Source organism: Rahnella sikkimica (assembly GCF_002951615.1).
In the GTDB taxonomy this organism is placed as follows: Bacteria; Pseudomonadota; Gammaproteobacteria; order Enterobacterales; family Enterobacteriaceae; genus Rahnella; species Rahnella sikkimica.
The window spans coordinates 4,283,146-4,299,741 of the sequence record NZ_CP019062.1; the positions used below are offsets into that span (position 1 = coordinate 4,283,146).

Annotated in this window: 12 protein-coding genes and 2 pseudogenes; all 14 read right to left on the reverse strand. The window is 44.8% G+C overall.

Features of this window, described 5'->3' with window-relative positions; translation table 11 throughout:
- Positions 1 to 68 precede the first annotated feature (68 nt).
- A pseudogene (locus BV494_RS19820) lies at positions 69 to 1,204 on the reverse strand (IS3 family transposase).
- A gap of 115 nt (positions 1,205 to 1,319) precedes the next feature.
- Positions 1,320 to 3,250 (reverse strand): annotated as a pseudogene (locus BV494_RS19830) (polysaccharide biosynthesis protein).
- Positions 3,250 to 4,110, reverse strand: a complete 861-nt coding sequence (locus BV494_RS19835; RefSeq protein WP_226789991.1) for an MraY family glycosyltransferase — start codon at positions 4,108 to 4,110, stop codon at positions 3,250 to 3,252. The pseudogene BV494_RS19830 and the gene BV494_RS19835 overlap by 1 nt, the downstream one beginning before the upstream one ends.
- A 153-nt stretch (positions 4,111 to 4,263) precedes the next feature.
- Positions 4,264 to 5,208 carry a UDP-glucose 4-epimerase family protein gene (locus BV494_RS19840; protein WP_104924376.1) on the reverse strand — a complete coding sequence of 315 codons (945 nt, stop codon included), beginning with the start codon at positions 5,206 to 5,208 and terminating at the stop codon, positions 4,264 to 4,266.
- Positions 5,205 to 6,329 (reverse strand): glycosyltransferase family 4 protein, encoded by a 1,125-nt coding sequence (locus BV494_RS19845; protein WP_104924377.1) that lies wholly within the window; start codon positions 6,327 to 6,329, stop codon positions 5,205 to 5,207. Before BV494_RS19845 ends, BV494_RS19840 begins: the two co-directional genes overlap by 4 nt.
- Before the next feature lie 175 nt (positions 6,330 to 6,504).
- Positions 6,505 to 7,389 (reverse strand): GDP-mannose 4,6-dehydratase, encoded by an 885-nt coding sequence (locus BV494_RS19850; protein ID WP_104924378.1) that lies wholly within the window; start codon positions 7,387 to 7,389, stop codon positions 6,505 to 6,507.
- Position 7,390: 1 nt separating this feature from the next.
- Complete coding sequence (gene gmd, locus BV494_RS19855; RefSeq protein ID WP_104924379.1) at positions 7,391 to 8,428, reverse strand: GDP-mannose 4,6-dehydratase; 1,038 nt, start codon at positions 8,426 to 8,428, stop codon at positions 7,391 to 7,393.
- Positions 8,421 to 9,545, reverse strand: coding sequence for a glycosyltransferase family 4 protein (locus BV494_RS19860; protein WP_104924380.1), 1,125 nt, complete (start codon positions 9,543 to 9,545; stop codon positions 8,421 to 8,423). The genes gmd and BV494_RS19860 overlap by 8 nt, the downstream gene beginning before the upstream one ends.
- Entirely contained in the window at positions 9,542 to 10,663 is a 1,122-nt protein-coding gene (locus BV494_RS19865; protein WP_104924381.1) for a glycosyltransferase family 4 protein, read from the reverse strand. Before BV494_RS19865 ends, BV494_RS19860 begins: the two co-directional genes overlap by 4 nt.
- Positions 10,660 to 11,862, reverse strand: coding sequence for a hypothetical protein (locus BV494_RS19870; protein WP_104924382.1), 1,203 nt, complete (start codon positions 11,860 to 11,862; stop codon positions 10,660 to 10,662). The genes BV494_RS19865 and BV494_RS19870 overlap by 4 nt, the downstream gene beginning before the upstream one ends.
- A gap of 51 nt (positions 11,863 to 11,913) precedes the next feature.
- Positions 11,914 to 13,491, reverse strand: a complete 1,578-nt coding sequence (locus BV494_RS19875; protein ID WP_104924383.1) for a glycosyltransferase family 4 protein — start codon at positions 13,489 to 13,491, stop codon at positions 11,914 to 11,916.
- A 1-nt stretch (position 13,492) separates the two neighbouring features.
- On the reverse strand, positions 13,493 to 14,503 hold the full coding sequence (locus BV494_RS19880; protein ID WP_104924384.1) for a glycosyltransferase family 4 protein: 1,011 nt from the start codon (positions 14,501 to 14,503) through the stop codon (positions 13,493 to 13,495).
- Entirely contained in the window at positions 14,496 to 15,641 is a 1,146-nt protein-coding gene (locus BV494_RS19885; protein WP_104924385.1) for a glycosyltransferase family 4 protein, read from the reverse strand. The genes BV494_RS19880 and BV494_RS19885 overlap by 8 nt, the downstream gene beginning before the upstream one ends.
- 17 nt (positions 15,642 to 15,658) lie before the next feature.
- Positions 15,659 to 16,576 carry a glycosyltransferase family protein gene (locus tag BV494_RS19890; RefSeq protein WP_192938041.1) on the reverse strand — a complete coding sequence of 306 codons (918 nt, stop codon included), beginning with the start codon at positions 16,574 to 16,576 and terminating at the stop codon, positions 15,659 to 15,661.
- Positions 16,577 to 16,596 lie beyond the last annotated feature (20 nt).

The window sequence follows — 16,596 nt, forward strand, 5'->3', positions numbered from 1 at the left end:
CAGAGCAAATACGTCTCAGGAAAACATTATGCTTGGAGTGCCCTCGATTCCGTAGACAGTTCCTGTCCTCACGGTGAGGCCTTTTCGAAGGCCTCAGGGCTGACACCACCAAGATGACTGTGGCGTCGGGTTCGGTTGTAGAACACTTCAATTTAATCGAAGATATCCGCCCGGGCCATGTCCCGGGTTTTATATATTCGCTTTCTGACACGCTCTTTTTTTAGCGAACTGAAGAACGATTCTGCCACAGCATTATCCCAGCAGTTGCCACGGCGACTCATGCTCGGGGTCAGATTATTGCCCCGGCAGAACCGTTGCCAGTCATCACTACCGTACTGGCTGCCCTGATCGCTGTGTACCATCACGCTTTCGGCAGGTTTACGCCTCCAGACGGCCATCAGCAGTGCATCCAGTGCAAGTTCACGCGACAGAGTCGGTTTCATTGACCAGCCCACCACATTACGGGCAAAGAGATCGATGACCACGGCCAGGTAGAGCCAGCCCTGCCAGGTACGTATATAAGTAATATCCGTTACCCAGACCTGATTGGGTTTCACAACCGTGAACTCCCGCTGCAGGCGGTTAGGTGCTATCAGTGACGGACGTCCTCTGGTTCCACGGGGTATTTTATAACCATGTATGGCCAGTATCCTGTTTTGTTTCATGATCTTGGCTACCCGGTTTCTGCTGCACGCTTCACCGACTTCACGTAGGTCGCAGTGAACCCTGCGATAGCCGTAAACACCGCAGCTCAGTGCATAAGAGTCGCGGATTAATTGCAATAATCGCTGGTTATCCTTTTCTCCTGCAGAGACAGGACAATGAAGCCAGGCATAAAAGCCGGCACGGGCAACTTTCAGAACCCGACACATCACTGCGATCGACCAGATATCACGGTGATCGTTGATGAAGCGGTACTTTAGTCGGGCTCTCTTGCAAAGTACCGCGCTGCCTTTTTCAGGATATCCCGTTCTTCCTCAGTACGTTTGAGCTGCGCTTTCAGCCTGAGGATCTCCGTTCTTGCATCCAGTAAATCCTGAGCCTGATGCCCGCTGTTATCAGGTCTTATTGAACGCAGCCATTTATAAAGACTGTGTGCTGAAACCCCAAGTCGTTCTGAAACGTCGGCAACGGAATAGCCGCGCTCAGTGATCTGCCGGACAGCTTCTTCCTTAAATTCAGGGGTAAATCGTTGTGTGCCCATAGACTCCTCCTATGCTCAAAATATAGGCCAGATTTGCCTACGAGCTCGGGGGCACTCCAAGATGGTTTTTAAAAAATGCCAGCAACAGGCCGGCTGGATAAGTGATTTATTTGTGTTACTGCAGCTTTTTCTGGGCTGGAGATCTGGATGACCAAACAAGATCGCAAATTTCATCTTTAGGGACAAATAATAATGGAAGCTCCATCAGTAATTCCCGTATTTTTTCGTGTTGAAAGAGGTGGCACGCATTATCCAGCTCCCGAAGTTTTTGCTCCAACAATACCCACGGCATATCCAGTTCGGTCGCTTTTAGAATACGGGGATGAGGGGTATCACTGACATCACCACCGATAAGTAACTCTTCATAAAGCTTTTCGCCCGGCCTTAATCCCGTCACTTTGATATCAATATCCCCTTCCGGATGATCTTTATCACGAACCGCAAGGCCACTTAGCCGAATCATTCGTTTTGCAAGATCCATAATTTTCACCGGATTTCCCATATCCAGTACAAATACGTCACCACCTTCACCCATTGCACCAGCCTGAATGACCAGTTGCGCGGCTTCGGGTATCGTCATGAAATAACGGATAATATCCTGATGGGTAACGGTTACCGGGCCTCCACGACGGATCTGTTCCCTGAATAATGGAACAACAGAGCCTGAAGAACCCAGCACATTCCCGAAACGAACCATGCAAAATTTGGTTTCATGGTTTTCTTTTGCCAGAGCCTGCAAAATTAACTCCGCCAGACGTTTGGATGCACCCATCGTGTTTGTCGGGCGCACTGATTTGTCGGTCGAAATTAAAACAAAAGTGCTTACCCTGGCTTCAAGTGCCGCTTGTGCGCAATACCATGTACCGAATACGTTGTTTCTCACGCCCTCGACAACGTTGTACTCAACCAGGGGACATGTTTATAGGCTGCAGCATGGTAAACAGTTTCAACCGCAAACTGCTTCATTATCGTGACTAGTCTGCTTTTACGCTGAACGGATCCCAGCAGAGGGATGATCTCCACCTCGCTTTCCAGCTCGGTCAGAGCCGAATGGATGGTATAAAGGCCAAATTCGGAGAGCTCAAAAAGAACAAGGCGAGCAGGGCGGCAGGCAATAATTTGACGGCATAATTCTGAACCGATTGAGCCGCCAGCCCCTGTCACCATCACGCATTTTCCGTGAATGTCGGCGTTCATCAATTCATCAAAGGGTTCTACCGGCACTCGCCCGAGCAGATCTTCAATTGATACATATCTCAACTCACTGATCGTGGCGAGCCCATTAACAAGATCAGACATTCCGGGAATGGACAGAATCTCACACGGGAAAGCTTCCAGAGATTGCAGGACATCCTGACGCCTTGAGCGGGAAATACTGGGTATCGCCAGCAAAATCTTCTCGGCATGATGCCGGGTTAGCAAATGTGCGATATTTGAAGGCGGATGAACCGATGCTCCCTGAAGCTGATAGCCATGCGTTGCAGGGTCATCATCAACAAAGGCAACAGGGTAAAACTCATTCCCTTGCAGTAAAGCCATTTGCAATTGACGGCCAGCGGCACCCGCGCCGTAGATAATGACAGGGGTGCGCACCACGCGGGTAATGTTGAGAAGGGCCCGAAAAAAAAGACGAACGCCCCCCACAAACAGGACCATGAAGGCGAAGTAGATAATTGTTACCGTACGGGGAAGAAAAATGCTGAAGTAAAAAGCGCTCATCACTAAGAAAAGAGTGGAAGCCCCTGTTCCTAAAGCAATCGTCCAGAGTACGCGGAAACTGACAAAACGTAATACCGCCCGGTAGAGGCCAAGTCGCGCAAAAACAAAAACACTAAACAAGCACAACGCCAGCAACAAAACCCAATGCTTAATACTGGTGATTGGAAACGCATTATCTAATCTGACCCAGTACCCGCCCCAAAAAGCGAGAGCAATCATCAGGATGTCTGCTATTACTGAAATGAAGCGTTTACCAAAACGTGACATGGAACCGAGCAATTCCAATAGATGGAAACACACAAGGGCCGGGACTGATTTTTTATTCATCACATTCTTCCCGCGTTCAATCGCTTAGCCATAACACATAAGGGGGCATATGCTATCACTAATGCCACTATGCCATAGCATCGGTCGGAGAAGACCAGCCAGGCCATCGGCATGAGCCATATCAAGGTAATGCCGGCTACGCTGGCCGTGACTTTGCCGTGTCCCCAACGCAGCGCTGCCTGCTGATAAGCATGAGATCTATGCGCTTCACTCAAACGATTGCCTTGCTTCCATCTTGTCAGTAGTGTCCAGGTTGCATCGACAACGAAAACGCCCAGCAATATCAACCATGCCCATAAGCGTTCAGGATCCTTCATCGCATCAACGAGCATCATCGTGCCCATTGCCAGCCCCAAAAATCCGCTGCATCCGTCGCCCATGAAGATTTTAGCCGGAGGGCGATTCCAGAAGAAAAAGCCCAGACATGTTGCGGATAATATCAGCGAGATATAGCTGACTGCGGAACTATCGCCTTCAATCCAGTGTAAAACTGAAATGGCGATGCCAACGATTATCGCTTCACCTGATGCCAGGCCGTCGATCCCATCCATAAAATTGTAGAGGTTGATGAACCATACCAACCCGATAGCCAATAAGCCCCAGATCCACCAGGCCGGCGGAAAAATCCAGCCCGCCAGAGACAAAGCGGGCACATTACCCATACCCAGCAATACCAGCGCGGCAGATAAGAATTGAACGCTCAGCCTGAGGCGGGGAGACAACGAACGATGATCATCTATAAAGCCAACAGCGGCAATCAGTAAAAGAGCTAGCGTTATCCAAAGCCAGATTGACGAAAAGCCAATAACGGTGCCACAAAACCCCGTGAGAGCAATCAAAAAAGAGATCACGACAGCCATCCCGCCACCCCTTGGGGTGGGAACGCTATGCGAGCTGCGAGCGTTGGGAATATCCATAACATGGTGACGAATAGCGTACTGACGAAACACTGCGGTCAATAACCAGGATAACAATACACTTATCAATAAGATAGAAAGGAGCATGCGGAAGAATTATCCATTATTAAACATTTTTCTAAGAGCTTCATGAGTCTTAAATGGCGGATGCCATCCCAGCAAGGTATTTGCTTTGTGGGTATCCAGTTCCAGGGATCCGACCAGACGATCTATTGCGTGCCTTTTGCCTGCTATTGACGCAATTCCTTTCAGCAAAGGGATAGGGAATGGGAATAGCAAAGCAGGTTTACCCTTCGCCTCTGCAATCATTCGGATCAGCTCCGATGTTGATACTGCTGGTGCATCAGCAATCATAAAGACCTCATCTGCAGCTGCCGGATGAGTTATCACTGTTAAAATGAAATCGCACAGATTGTCCAGGGACAATAAGCTACGCCGATTATCTACAGTAGCAAATGGCAACGGAAGGCCAAGTGTAATAATTTTCATGAGTAGTGCGAAATTTGCTTTAACTTCAGGCCCGTAAACCAAGGGCAAACGGAGAATAACGACTTCCATCCCCGTTTTGGCGGAAATTTCGAGTAAGCCTGATTCAGCTTCGTATTTTGAAAGACCGTAAGGATCCTGCGGAGGTGACTGAATTTCCTCCTTGAAGGGTTTTCCTTTCGTTGACTGTTCGCCATTAACTTTGCATGAACTCAAAAAAACAAAGCGTGAAACACCGGCCCGCGCAGCCTGTTCTGCCAGGGCTAGGGTTCCCGCCGTATTCACTTTCCTAAATTCTGATAATGGGTCTGAAGCGCTATCCTGCATCTGATGCACGCGTGCAGAACAATGGATAACGTAATTAATCTCTTGCAAACCTTCAGACCAGTCAGCTATTTCATCAAGATCAGGGCTTTGCCAGGCTGTCGTGTCAGCGCATTTTTGGCGTATTGCCCGGCGAACCTTCATACCGGCGGCTTCAATGCTGCTGGCGACGGCATTCCCTATAAAACCATTTGCGCCTGTCACTAAGACTGATTCTTTGCTCAGGCTCATTTCGCTTGATGCTCCGCTATCACTTTTAGATAAAGCGACATGTAACTTTCAACCATGCGATCTGCTGTGAACATTTGGTCAAAGCGGCTTTTTGCATTTTCCCCCATTTGCAAAGCTCTGGCAGGCTCTGTCCAGAGGCTAACGAGTGCCGCGCGCAGAGATACAGGATCGGTAGGTTTAACCACGAGCCCGGTTTGTTCATGCAGATTGATGAACGTTGTGCCAGTCCCTATTTCACAGGAAATCATGGGTTTTCCATACATCGCGGCCTCAAGGAGAGTCATGCCAAAAGCTTCTGAACGAAGATGCGACGGAAAGACCACTGAATAGCAAAGTTCAAGCAATGCGAACTTATCTTCGTCAGATACAGCGCCCACGAAATGTATGTTTTTTAACTTTAAACGCGCAGCCTGAGCTTTTAATTCCTGTTCACAAGGCCCTTCACCAATAATGACCAGTGGATAGTCCAGCCCGGCAATAGCATCAAGAAGGTAGGAGATCCCTTTATAATATCGCAGGAAACCAATGAATAAGAAAAACCGCCCCTGGAATAATGCCCGCCATTTATCCCTCACTGCGGCATGTGCCTGAGGATAAGATGAACCGTCGAGACCAAAAGGAATGACTTCTACGGGTTTTTTTAAGGTATTTAAGACAGGGCTGGTCTGGACATAGTTTGGTGACGATGCAACGACAGCATCAACATCATTTAGAAAACGCCTCATAAGGGGTTGATAAAGTCGCAGTAAATGCTTCTGCTTCACAATATCTGAATGATACGTCACCACGGCAGGCTTATCAGGCCGCACGATAAAATGCACCAAATCCATATAGGGCCAGGGAAAGTGGTAATGTATTACATCGGCTTTTTCTGCCAAACGACGGAAATCGCGAAACGCGGATAAAGAGAAGCCCGTTGAGGCGATGTACAGATCCTGCTTTGATGTATGGACATTATGGTTGCCGATCTTGCTATCATGTGATGTCTTCTCGTGAGTGAGTGAAAGTACATCCACCTCAGCACCATTGCGACATGCCCCTTCAGCCAGCTGATAAATAACCTGCTGAACGCCACCAAAAGCAACAGGGTAGTAGGTTTTAAAAAAATGAAGAATACGCATTAGTAACCCATGACCCCTTATGAGATTGAAACATAAACCCTTCACTCTCCTTCGAAATCAGATTTTTTTATGAATAATCCAGCTGCGTTTTTTCATTAAAGAAAATTCTTTTTTCGAAGGAGTGAGTAAAGCTGTCAGCCTACAGAGATGATAAAAAACATCTGTATACTGTCGTTTATACTGAGTACATCCACCGTAATGTTTCTTCCAGTGGAATGGGTTTCCAGGCGGGAATGACTGAGGACAGGCGTTCAGCGCTGCCTGTTAAAATTTTAACTTCATTAGCACGAACAAATGCAGGGTTAACACTCAGCTCAATTTTGTATCCAGCCAGATTTTCCAAAGCTGAAACAACTTCTCTTAGTGAGGTGCCAACGCCGGAGCAAACATTAAAAGTTTCCCCAACCGGGCCTACTTTTAAGAGATTTGCATAAGCGCTGCACACAGAGCGTACATTGTTAAAATCACGCCACACATCAAGATTGCCTAACTCAATGCGTTTTTCTTTCCGGCGAAAGTGGGAGACTATCTTAGGGATCAGAAAGTTTTCACTTTGACCCACGCCGGTGTAGTTGAACGGGCGTGCAATCACAATGGGCAATTTATCCATCCACAACCGCGCCATGTGCTCCATCGCTAATTTGCTTACGGCATAATCGTTAGCGGGGTCTGGCAGGCTATCCTCAGTAAGGATCCCTTCGGTGCGGTTGCCGTAAATGTTGGCACTACTGGCGAGCAGAACACAATCAAGATTGCCGGCTACGTCAGACAGGGCTGCCAACAGATTCCGGGTGCCCATGAGATTTACGCGATAAAAATCATCTGCATTACCATGTGCAACAAAGGCAATTGCGGCGAGATGTACAACCACATTGGGTTTAATCGCCTTTATCGCCTGCCGGACGGCCTCAGGGTCGCAGAGATCGACTTGACGATCCCCGGCAGCTGTTGCTGCCGGGATCTCAAGACCATGTACTTCATAACCGGCGTGGGCCAGTTCTCGGGCCATATATTGGCCAGTGAAACCGTTTAAGCCAGTGATCAGCGCACGTTGTGTCATATTAGAATGAGAATCCTGCTTCGTTGCGACGCATATCTTCTTCAACCATCATTTGGCACAGTTGTTCTAGCGTAGTTTGTGGTTCCCAACCTAATTTTTCTTTTGCTTTAGCAGGGTCACCGATCAGGAGTTCAACCTCTGCAGGGCGATAGAATTTAGGGCTGATACGAACAACGGTTTTACCCGTCGCAACGTCAACGGCAATTTCCTCTTCTGCATGGCCACTGAATTCAACGTTAATTCCGGCTGCTTTAAAGGACATAAGCACGAAATCACGCACAGTTTCAGTACGGTTGGTGGCCAGTACGTAGGAATCTGGTTCATCTGCTTGCAGCATACGCCACATGCCTTCCACATACTCTTTGGCAAAGCCCCAGTCACGCTTAGCGTCCAGGTTACCCAGCTCCAGAACATCCAGTTTGCCCAGTTTAATTTTGGCAACGGAGTCAGTGATTTTGCGCGTGACAAATTCGCGGCCACGCAGTGGTGATTCATGGTTGAAAAGTATCCCGCTGCAGGCAAAGATATCGTAGCTTTCACGATAGTTGATTGTCATCCAATGTGCGTACAGCTTTGCCACACCATATGGGCTGCGGGGATAGAATGGTGTTGATTCGGACTGTGGAATCGCCTGCACTTTACCAAACATCTCAGAAGTTGATGCCTGATAAAAGCGGATCTTAGGATTCACAATTCGGATTGCTTCCAGCAAATTCAGAGGACCAATGCCTGTAATTTCGGCTGTTGTGACGGGTTGTTCAAATGACACGCCCACAAAGCTCTGCGCTGCGAGGTTATAAACTTCAGTTGCCCCGCTATTTTGAAGCAGACGAATACTGGAAGAAAGATCGGTCAGATCATATTCTACCAAATGAAGGTTGGAATGATTTTCGATCCCCAATTCTTCGATACGCCAGAAATTTACAGAGCTGGTACGACGGTATGTACCATAAACTGTATACCCTTTGCTCAGCAAAAGTTCCGCCAAATAGGCACCATCTTGACCAGTAATTCCTGTAATAACGGCAGTCTTATTCACTTTGTACACTCTTCAAAATCATATCTTTAATTGTTGCGGCCGTATCGCGCCACTCTGTAGGCACATACTCGCGTATAACCTTCTCTGTCTGTTCAGCCAGCTTACCAGGTTCAAAGAGAAGGGCTTCTATCTGATCAGCCCAATTCTCTACCGAGTAGGGTGATGCAAAAATAGTAAGTTCTGGAGCGATTTCAACCATGCTTGAGCTATTAGAACTAATACAAGGCTTACCATGCCAGAGGCTTTCAGCTATCGGAAGACCCCATCCTTCATAAAGTGCGGGAAACAGTGTAAACAAGCAGTTTGAGTACAGCCAACTTAATTCAATGTCACTCGCATCAGTGATAACATCGACGAGCCCGTTTAAGTCCCGGTCATTGGCGACCTGGAATGCAACCTCACTGTCTATCCATCCTTTTCGACCAACTAGCACAAGCTTAGGCAAAAGGCTTGGATGGCGCTGACTTAGTATGCGGTAAGCGTGGAGAAGCGCTACCTGATTCTTCCTAATTTCCAACGTTCCAACACAAAGGATGAAACGTTCTCCCTGAGTATAGCGCTTACAATATTCAGCATTATCAGAGGGGCTAGCCACGAAATCATCCCCAAGTCTGATAACTTGCATACCAGACATGTCGACCCCAAGCTTGTTGCTACGCAGGACAATATCTTTTTTTGTGCATTCCGAAATGGAAAAAGATTGGTCGCAGAGAGTCACTGTTTGATCGACCCAATTGCCAATATAGTCCCCAAAACCAATCCCATCTTTGTAAAAATACGGGAATAACTCCGGGATGATATCGTAAAATAGCTGGGCGTATTTTACACCTATTTCTTTCAGACGACGAATTTCTGTGTTGTAACAAGCAAATGCCCAATTAGCACCTGCAGAGAAAAAGATGTCTCCTGCCTGAAAATCTACCTTTTCCTTTAATGTGGCTTTTTCTCCCGTAAATTCAACAAGATGAAATGAACCCAGATTATCATTAATCGCAACTAATTTAAAATCATCTACCAGCCCAGAAAGTTCTTGAGCGAGATAATAAACCGTTCGGGGGATCCCCGTTGGAGTACCTTCCCATCCAACCATCGTCGAGTAATCGAAGTAAAAACTCATTCATCCATCTCCATTATTTCCGGGTGGCTGCAAAATAACCCATCACGCATTTGGAGAGCAGTATCTATCCAACTTGATTGCTTATAAGTTCTTTTTACACGCGCACATTCATTTTTTAATTCAGCTGGATTATCTGCCAATAAACGAATCTGCTCAACCCATTCATTAAGTAGCAACGGATGAGCATGGCGTACTAAACCCGGCGCAATTTCCACCATAGAAGATGAACGTGAAGCGATGCAAGGTTTGCCAAAACATAAACTCTCTGCAATGGGTAAACCCCATCCCTCGTAAAATGATGGATAAAGTGTGAACATTGTTTTTTCATATAATACGCGCAGATCAATATCCTGGAGTCCCTTGAGAATCTCCACACGCCCTTTTAAGCGTAAATCGTTTTCGATTTGATATTCTATATCGTTGTCCAACCATCCTTGCCTGCCGACAATGTACAGTTTTGGAGGTATATAATTTTGTTCTTCAATCATATATCGCCAGGCATTAAGTAGCATTATGTGGTTTTTACGATATTCAATTGACCCGACGGTTAATAAATAAGGCTCACTTGTTTTTTTAATGATCTCCTCACTGGGAGCTCCCGCAGCTGCGGGTATATCATCACCAAGACGTACAACTTTAACTTCGGGTAAAATGAGACGGTGCTCATCAGCGAAGTTTTTCAAATCACGCTTAGTATTTTCAGAAATTGCAAAGGCGATGTCACAGGCACCAATAGTTTCAATTAACCATTCTTTATAAATATCTGCGAATCCGGGGCCGTATGTAAAAGGCAATATGCATGGGATCGCATCGTAGAATAAAATCCCTAGTTTGATACCTTTTTTACGTAACCCTAAAAGAATTTTGTGGTGTTCTTTAAAGTCCCAGTTAGAACCTGCAGTTATAACGATATCATTAGCGTTTAAATTGACTGTTTCGCCAGTGGTTCGTTGCTCTAAATTATATTTCAGGCAGATACCATCTGATTGAAATATCCCCAAGTACACACTTGGCAGGCATTTTAATAACTCATTACCAATTTCTGATACAACCCGTTGAATACCCGTCGGGTGCCCTGTCCAGTTGGTTAAAGATGTGCAATCAAAAATCACTTTCATGAACGGTATTCTTCCTCACTCGAATCGAATATTTTTAATACAAAGTTAGGCAAAGTTTGAAGAACTCGCTCCCACTCAAGAGCATATACTTTTTCACTTCGTATATAGTTTGGCTCTGGATGGGTTTCTGTCACCAGCTTGGCAAGGCTATCGGCATCTTTAACTAAAAATACCCCTGGCTCGTCGAGAACATGCTCGAATGCTCTAAATGAGAATTCTGATCCGAGGATGCATTTAGTGGATAAAAGCGCTTGAGCAGTTTTGAGATTTGAACCGCCTCCTTCCCAGATCGGCAAAACAATGCCGCTTGAGCATAAAATCGCCGAATCTATGTCTTCCGCGCTCACCAGTCCTGTGATATTTAACCAGGGATAATCTTTAGCATCAAAATTAGGCGTTGTTGCTGCTAATCCGTTGCCCACACTTCCTAGTACCCACATGGCGAAATCTTTATCGCCTTCCTGACGAGACAATGATATTACAAGATCACGTAACCCATTTATATTCGGGGGATGCCAGCTACCAACAAACACCCAGTTTGCGTCCCGGTTTGCAAAGCGGGATTGCCATTTTTTATCTTCCGGTCCATTTTGTGGGCGGGAGTGGCCATTGAAATATATCTGAACCTGTGTGCCAGGGCTAATTTTATTAATATATTTTGCATCAATTTCAGAAACCGCAATCGCTCCGGAACAATAATTGATGACACCGCGTTCAATATTATCGACATAATCGGTGTATTGTTTGGCTATTTCTGGACTAAATAGATCTTGATAAATCTGGCGCTTCATCACAACTTCAATATTGTGAGAGCTATATATTACCTTAACGCTTGGGGAAAGCGTGCCATCATTAATGAAGCGCTCAACTAAGGGCCAGAGAAAGGGTTGTTCGAGCAAGATTATTTCTGGGGAGAATGCTCGGACATTCCGGCATACTTGCTCATAACATTTTTCTGATTTTTCAAGAAAAACACATATACCCCAGTCAGATAGCATCCCGCTGATGCCGAATTCAGCCCAGCGATTCTGATCTAATTGGACAGAAAGAGAGGAGGCATCTTCTTCATCATTCCATTCAAACGATAACGTCTCAACAGTAAACTGGGTTCGCAAGCTTCTTCGTATATGATGACTACGCAGCTTCCCTCCATGATCGGGTTGTTCAACATCATAAGTTGCCATCTGTAATATTTTCACGTAAATCTCCCTTATGTTACTGATCTCTGGATTTTATCAAGAGACTTTTAATTAGTTTATTGAGGCTTTGATTCGGATTTTTGTGAGAAAATCACGATTTGTTCCTTCACCTTCAAGCCCGACTGCGAATTCCTCCGGTGGTGGGTTGGTTTCCCCAAAGTAAGCCGTAAGTGCCCATCGCATAAAAAGCTTCGAGACTGGCGCATCTAATTTGTAATGCTCCAGCATCAGCGTGTTCCGTAATTCCTCAACAGATTTATACTGGCTAAGCCAGTATTCAACCTCATCATTATCAACAGCGTCTCGCTCGTTAATAACTAATTGAAGCCAACGAATTGAATCTTTGCCCAAAGGAGAACCAAGCGTCCTGCTTTCATATTGTAATGCATCATACATATCTTGGACTTTTTCAAACTTGAGCCAGTTCTCCACTTCTTCAGCAGAACATTGACGGTCAAATAATAACCAATAAGCCCATCGAATGGCTTCTTCGGAGTTTTTTCTTAACTCGATTGCCTTGTGACGACCATGAGAGGGGGATATTTTTACTATTTCAGAAGCTATCGTTTTTGCAGTATTACTCCAGGTGCCCATGTCGCTTGCTTGAGTGTCATGAGTTAAATCAGTAGACTCGCCTAATAAGCGTGCAAGATCACCTTTCCGGCCAATGTCAAAATAATAAGGACTCGAACCAGCGAACTCTCCAAATACAGGCAAGCGATTTGCCAAAACCAAACCGTTATAGGCTAGTCCTTCTGAAACAGACATCCCATATCCTTCGCTTTTAGATGGACAAATCACAGCCAACGCTTTTTGATAAGCAGACATAAGTTCAGCATCACTGGCGTTAGTCAACCATTTAACTTTATTGCTTGTTTGGCTGATAGAGCGAATAACTTCTTCTGACGACCCCCCCTCTTTCCCGATAATGAGCAACGAAGAGTTTCCTCCAGCAGCTAAGTAGGCCTGATATTCAGAAATTGCTTCAATATATCCACGCCGCGGTTCTACAGTGCCCACCATAAGAAAAAATGGCTCATCAGGTAAACGCTTTGAGTCGATATTTTCTTTATCAGCCTGAAGCGCTGGTGCAAGTGGGATGACCAGACAGCGTTCTTTATCCAGGTCTTCTCCTATTGAGGAACAGTACTCGATGAGATCTCTGCGAGTAGACTTTGAAATAGTGAATAAAATATCAGATTTTTTGACTGTAACAAGTAACGCTGACTCGAACTCTTTTATTGCTGCAGCATCACAAAACTCGGGATTAACAATAGGAATAAGATCATAAACAACAGTCGCAATCCGAACGCCCTGATCCCGAAAATAATCGAACCATGATGTCATTCCATAACTCCAAAATGCATCAGGGCAAAGATAAACATCCTTAAAATTAAAATCTACTGCTTTAAAATCGGCAAGAGTATCAAGAGTAATGTTTTGTGCATCTTCTAATGTATAGAATCCGTTAAATTGATAACAAATAGGGATGCAGTCTAGCTGAGTGATTTCTGAGAAAGTCTTAACTTCTTTAATTAAAGCACGTACAACACGTTGCACACCAGTATTAAGACCGCTGCGAAATGTCGAAGTGCAATCTATATAAAGTCTGGGGTCTCTCTCTTTCATTCTACTCTCCGCATTCAGATAATAATTCTGTGTATACTTTTTCAAGATCGCAAATCACATTTCCCCAGGTAAATTCATCGTGAATTCTTTCGCGTAAACAACCAACGGGCATCATAAATATCTGCCTAATGCCATCGCTCATCGATTGTATAGAGTCGGGTTCGATGTATATAGCCTTTTCACCAAAATACTCTGTGGTTGAACCCACCTTTGTCACCAGAATTCGACATCCCGATGCTGCAGCTTCAAGAGCAGCAATGCTTGGCGTTTCCAGAGTACTGGGCATCACAAAAGCTTCGCTTCCTGCCATTGCAGAACGTAATAATTCAGAACCGTATTCGAGAGGGCCGATATAATGGAATTGTTCTTTCCCTACGCGCTTACATTCTTCAAGATATTCTGCATCGCGTGCATGCCCTATCACCACCAGTGTGAGGTCGGGATAGTTTTTAAGTGCTTCTAAGAAAAGTAGCTGATTCTTACGGGACTCAACGTTAGCAACATTGAGTAGATAGCGTTTATTTTCTAAGCCACTGTAAGCTCGAAACAGTTCAGGATGCGCAGGCTGGAAAAAACTCTGCTCCACACCATTATAAACCACACGGAAACGTGTGATATCAATATTATAAACTTCACTCAGCGCTTGTGCTTCCAGTAATGAATTGACGACAACTCTATCTGTAATAGAAATTAAACGCTGAATGTCATCATGTGGATAATTCCATTTTGTTTCTGGAGTAACCCATAGATTGGGGGTTATGACTAAAGCATAGCCTTTGTTTTTGAAGTACTCACATAATTGAAATGAACCAGGCATGACAGAAAAGAAATGAAATATTTTAGACTCTTCAGGGACCGGCTTCCAGGGATCATACAATCTGATATTATGTCCCTGTGATTCTAGATGAAACTTCCAGGCCATTAATTGACGCTCACCCCCACCAGGGCAATCAAAAGCCCAAGGGTAAACACCGAAAATAACATTATGCTTTCCTGCTTCGGATCTATTCATTTAAGAGTACCTCTTTGCTTGGATCCTGATCCGCAAATTTTACTTCAAAATTCTCCAAATGGTTTTTCAGTAAACCAGCCGTATCATCCCAGCTAACTCTATGGTAGCTATTCTTAATTTGCTCTCTTGCATTCGCCAATTCTTTCGGAGATTCAATCCACAATCTCATATTTTCGATCCATTCATTCGTCATAAGAGGATCGGCAAAAGGAGTGAGTCCGGGAGCAATCTCAAGCATGCTTGAACTGCGAGATGTAATGCAGGGAACACCGTAACAAAGGCTTTCGGCTACTGGCAGGCCCCATCCTTCGTATACTGAAGGATAGACAGTAAACATCGCGGAAGAATATAAAGCACCTAGATCGGAGTCATCCAGCCCTGACAGTATTTCTACTTTTCCCTTTAACAAGGGATCACCTTCGACCTGAAGGCTAACATTAGCATCATAGAGCCCTTGTCTGCCTGCAATATAAAGTTTAGGGATTTTTTCTCCAAGGTTTTGGATCATATAACGATAGGAATTAAGCAAGATAATATGATTTTTACGATACTCAATAGTGCCTACTGATAATATATATTCTTCTTGTTGTTTCTCTCGTATTTTTTCTGAAACCGTATTTCCTTGTGTCGGGATATTATCACCGATACGCAATATGTTTATATCGGGAACTGAAATATTTAAACTTCTTGCGTATTCAAGTAAATCAGAACGGGTGCTGAGCGAAATCGTAAAGCATAAACTTGCGACGCTAAGCGCCTGCTGAAGCCAGTGCTCAAATCGTGAAACAAATTCTTCTGTATATGTGAATGGGAACTTGATCGGAATAATATCGTAAAAAAGTACTGCGAGACTTATGCCATTATTAGCGTGATTACAAAGGTGAGCGAAGTGATCAGGATAATCCCAGTCGTGCCCTGAAGCGAAAATCATGTCACCGCGATTAACGGATAGACGCTCTCCAACAATTCTTGAATCAGGCGAATAAGCATAGCATTCACCTTGAGAATCAAAAATTGCAGTAATAGCTCCTGGCATGGCATGAGCTAACGACTTTCCTAATTCACATATAACCCTTTGAATGCCTGTAGGTTTACCAATCCAATTATTGAGGGCAGTGCAGTCAAAAATAACTTTCATATATTAATATACCTAAATTACATGGACTGTAAATAATGAACTAATGGAGAGATCGCATCAAACATGTTCACAAAGTTATTCTGAGGAAGTGCATGCTGAGTTTTATGCTGTTGCAACAAATGAACTGCCGCATTTTGTATTTCGTTATCGTTAAAAGGATCCACTTGTGTACAATAAGGCCCCAGCATTTCTTCAGTCCAGTCAGATTTAGAAAGTAATAATTTAGTGCCTAATGCCGCTGATTCAATTGCGGAAGTACCCGGGAAATCGAAAGGAAGTTCAACGACCATTTTGCTGTGAGCTAATGCTGACAAATGTTGCTCGGAGCCGAAAGGAATTGCGGGTATAAATTTGATATTACTTCCAGCCTGACGTTTACATTCATCTGCATAGCTCTGATCTCGGACTCCACCGGAAATAATGAGATCCATCTCCAGCTCATTGAATACACGAACCGCCGCTAGCTGATTTTTCTGGGGCTCAATAATACCTGTCCATATTGCGTATGAATCTAAGCCATAAGACTCTCTGAAAACATCGGTGACATCTTTTCGAAAGAATTTAGGTGAAATGAGTGGAGATACTCTGATTATATCTTTTCCTTCGAGATCAAGGTAATGACGGAAATGATCTTCTTCTGCTTTTGAACGAAAAACAACGGCATGAAAATAGCCCAGTAAAAATTTTAACTGTTGAATGCTTTCAGGCGAAGGAGATTCCACAAACCAGAGATTTGGCCAAAGTATTAGTCTGAGCCCATTTTCAGCGGCAGAGGTAATAACGTGTTCAGAGCCGCCAGCCATTGAGAAATGTATAGCAGACTGGTATGCATTGATTGAGCGGGATGATGGTCCGTAAATATCAGAAATCATTCCCGATCGATTTAGCGCTTCGTTAAGTAAATGTATTTCTCGCTCTCCGCCACCATCATGCATGAATGCACCTGGGAAAGTCG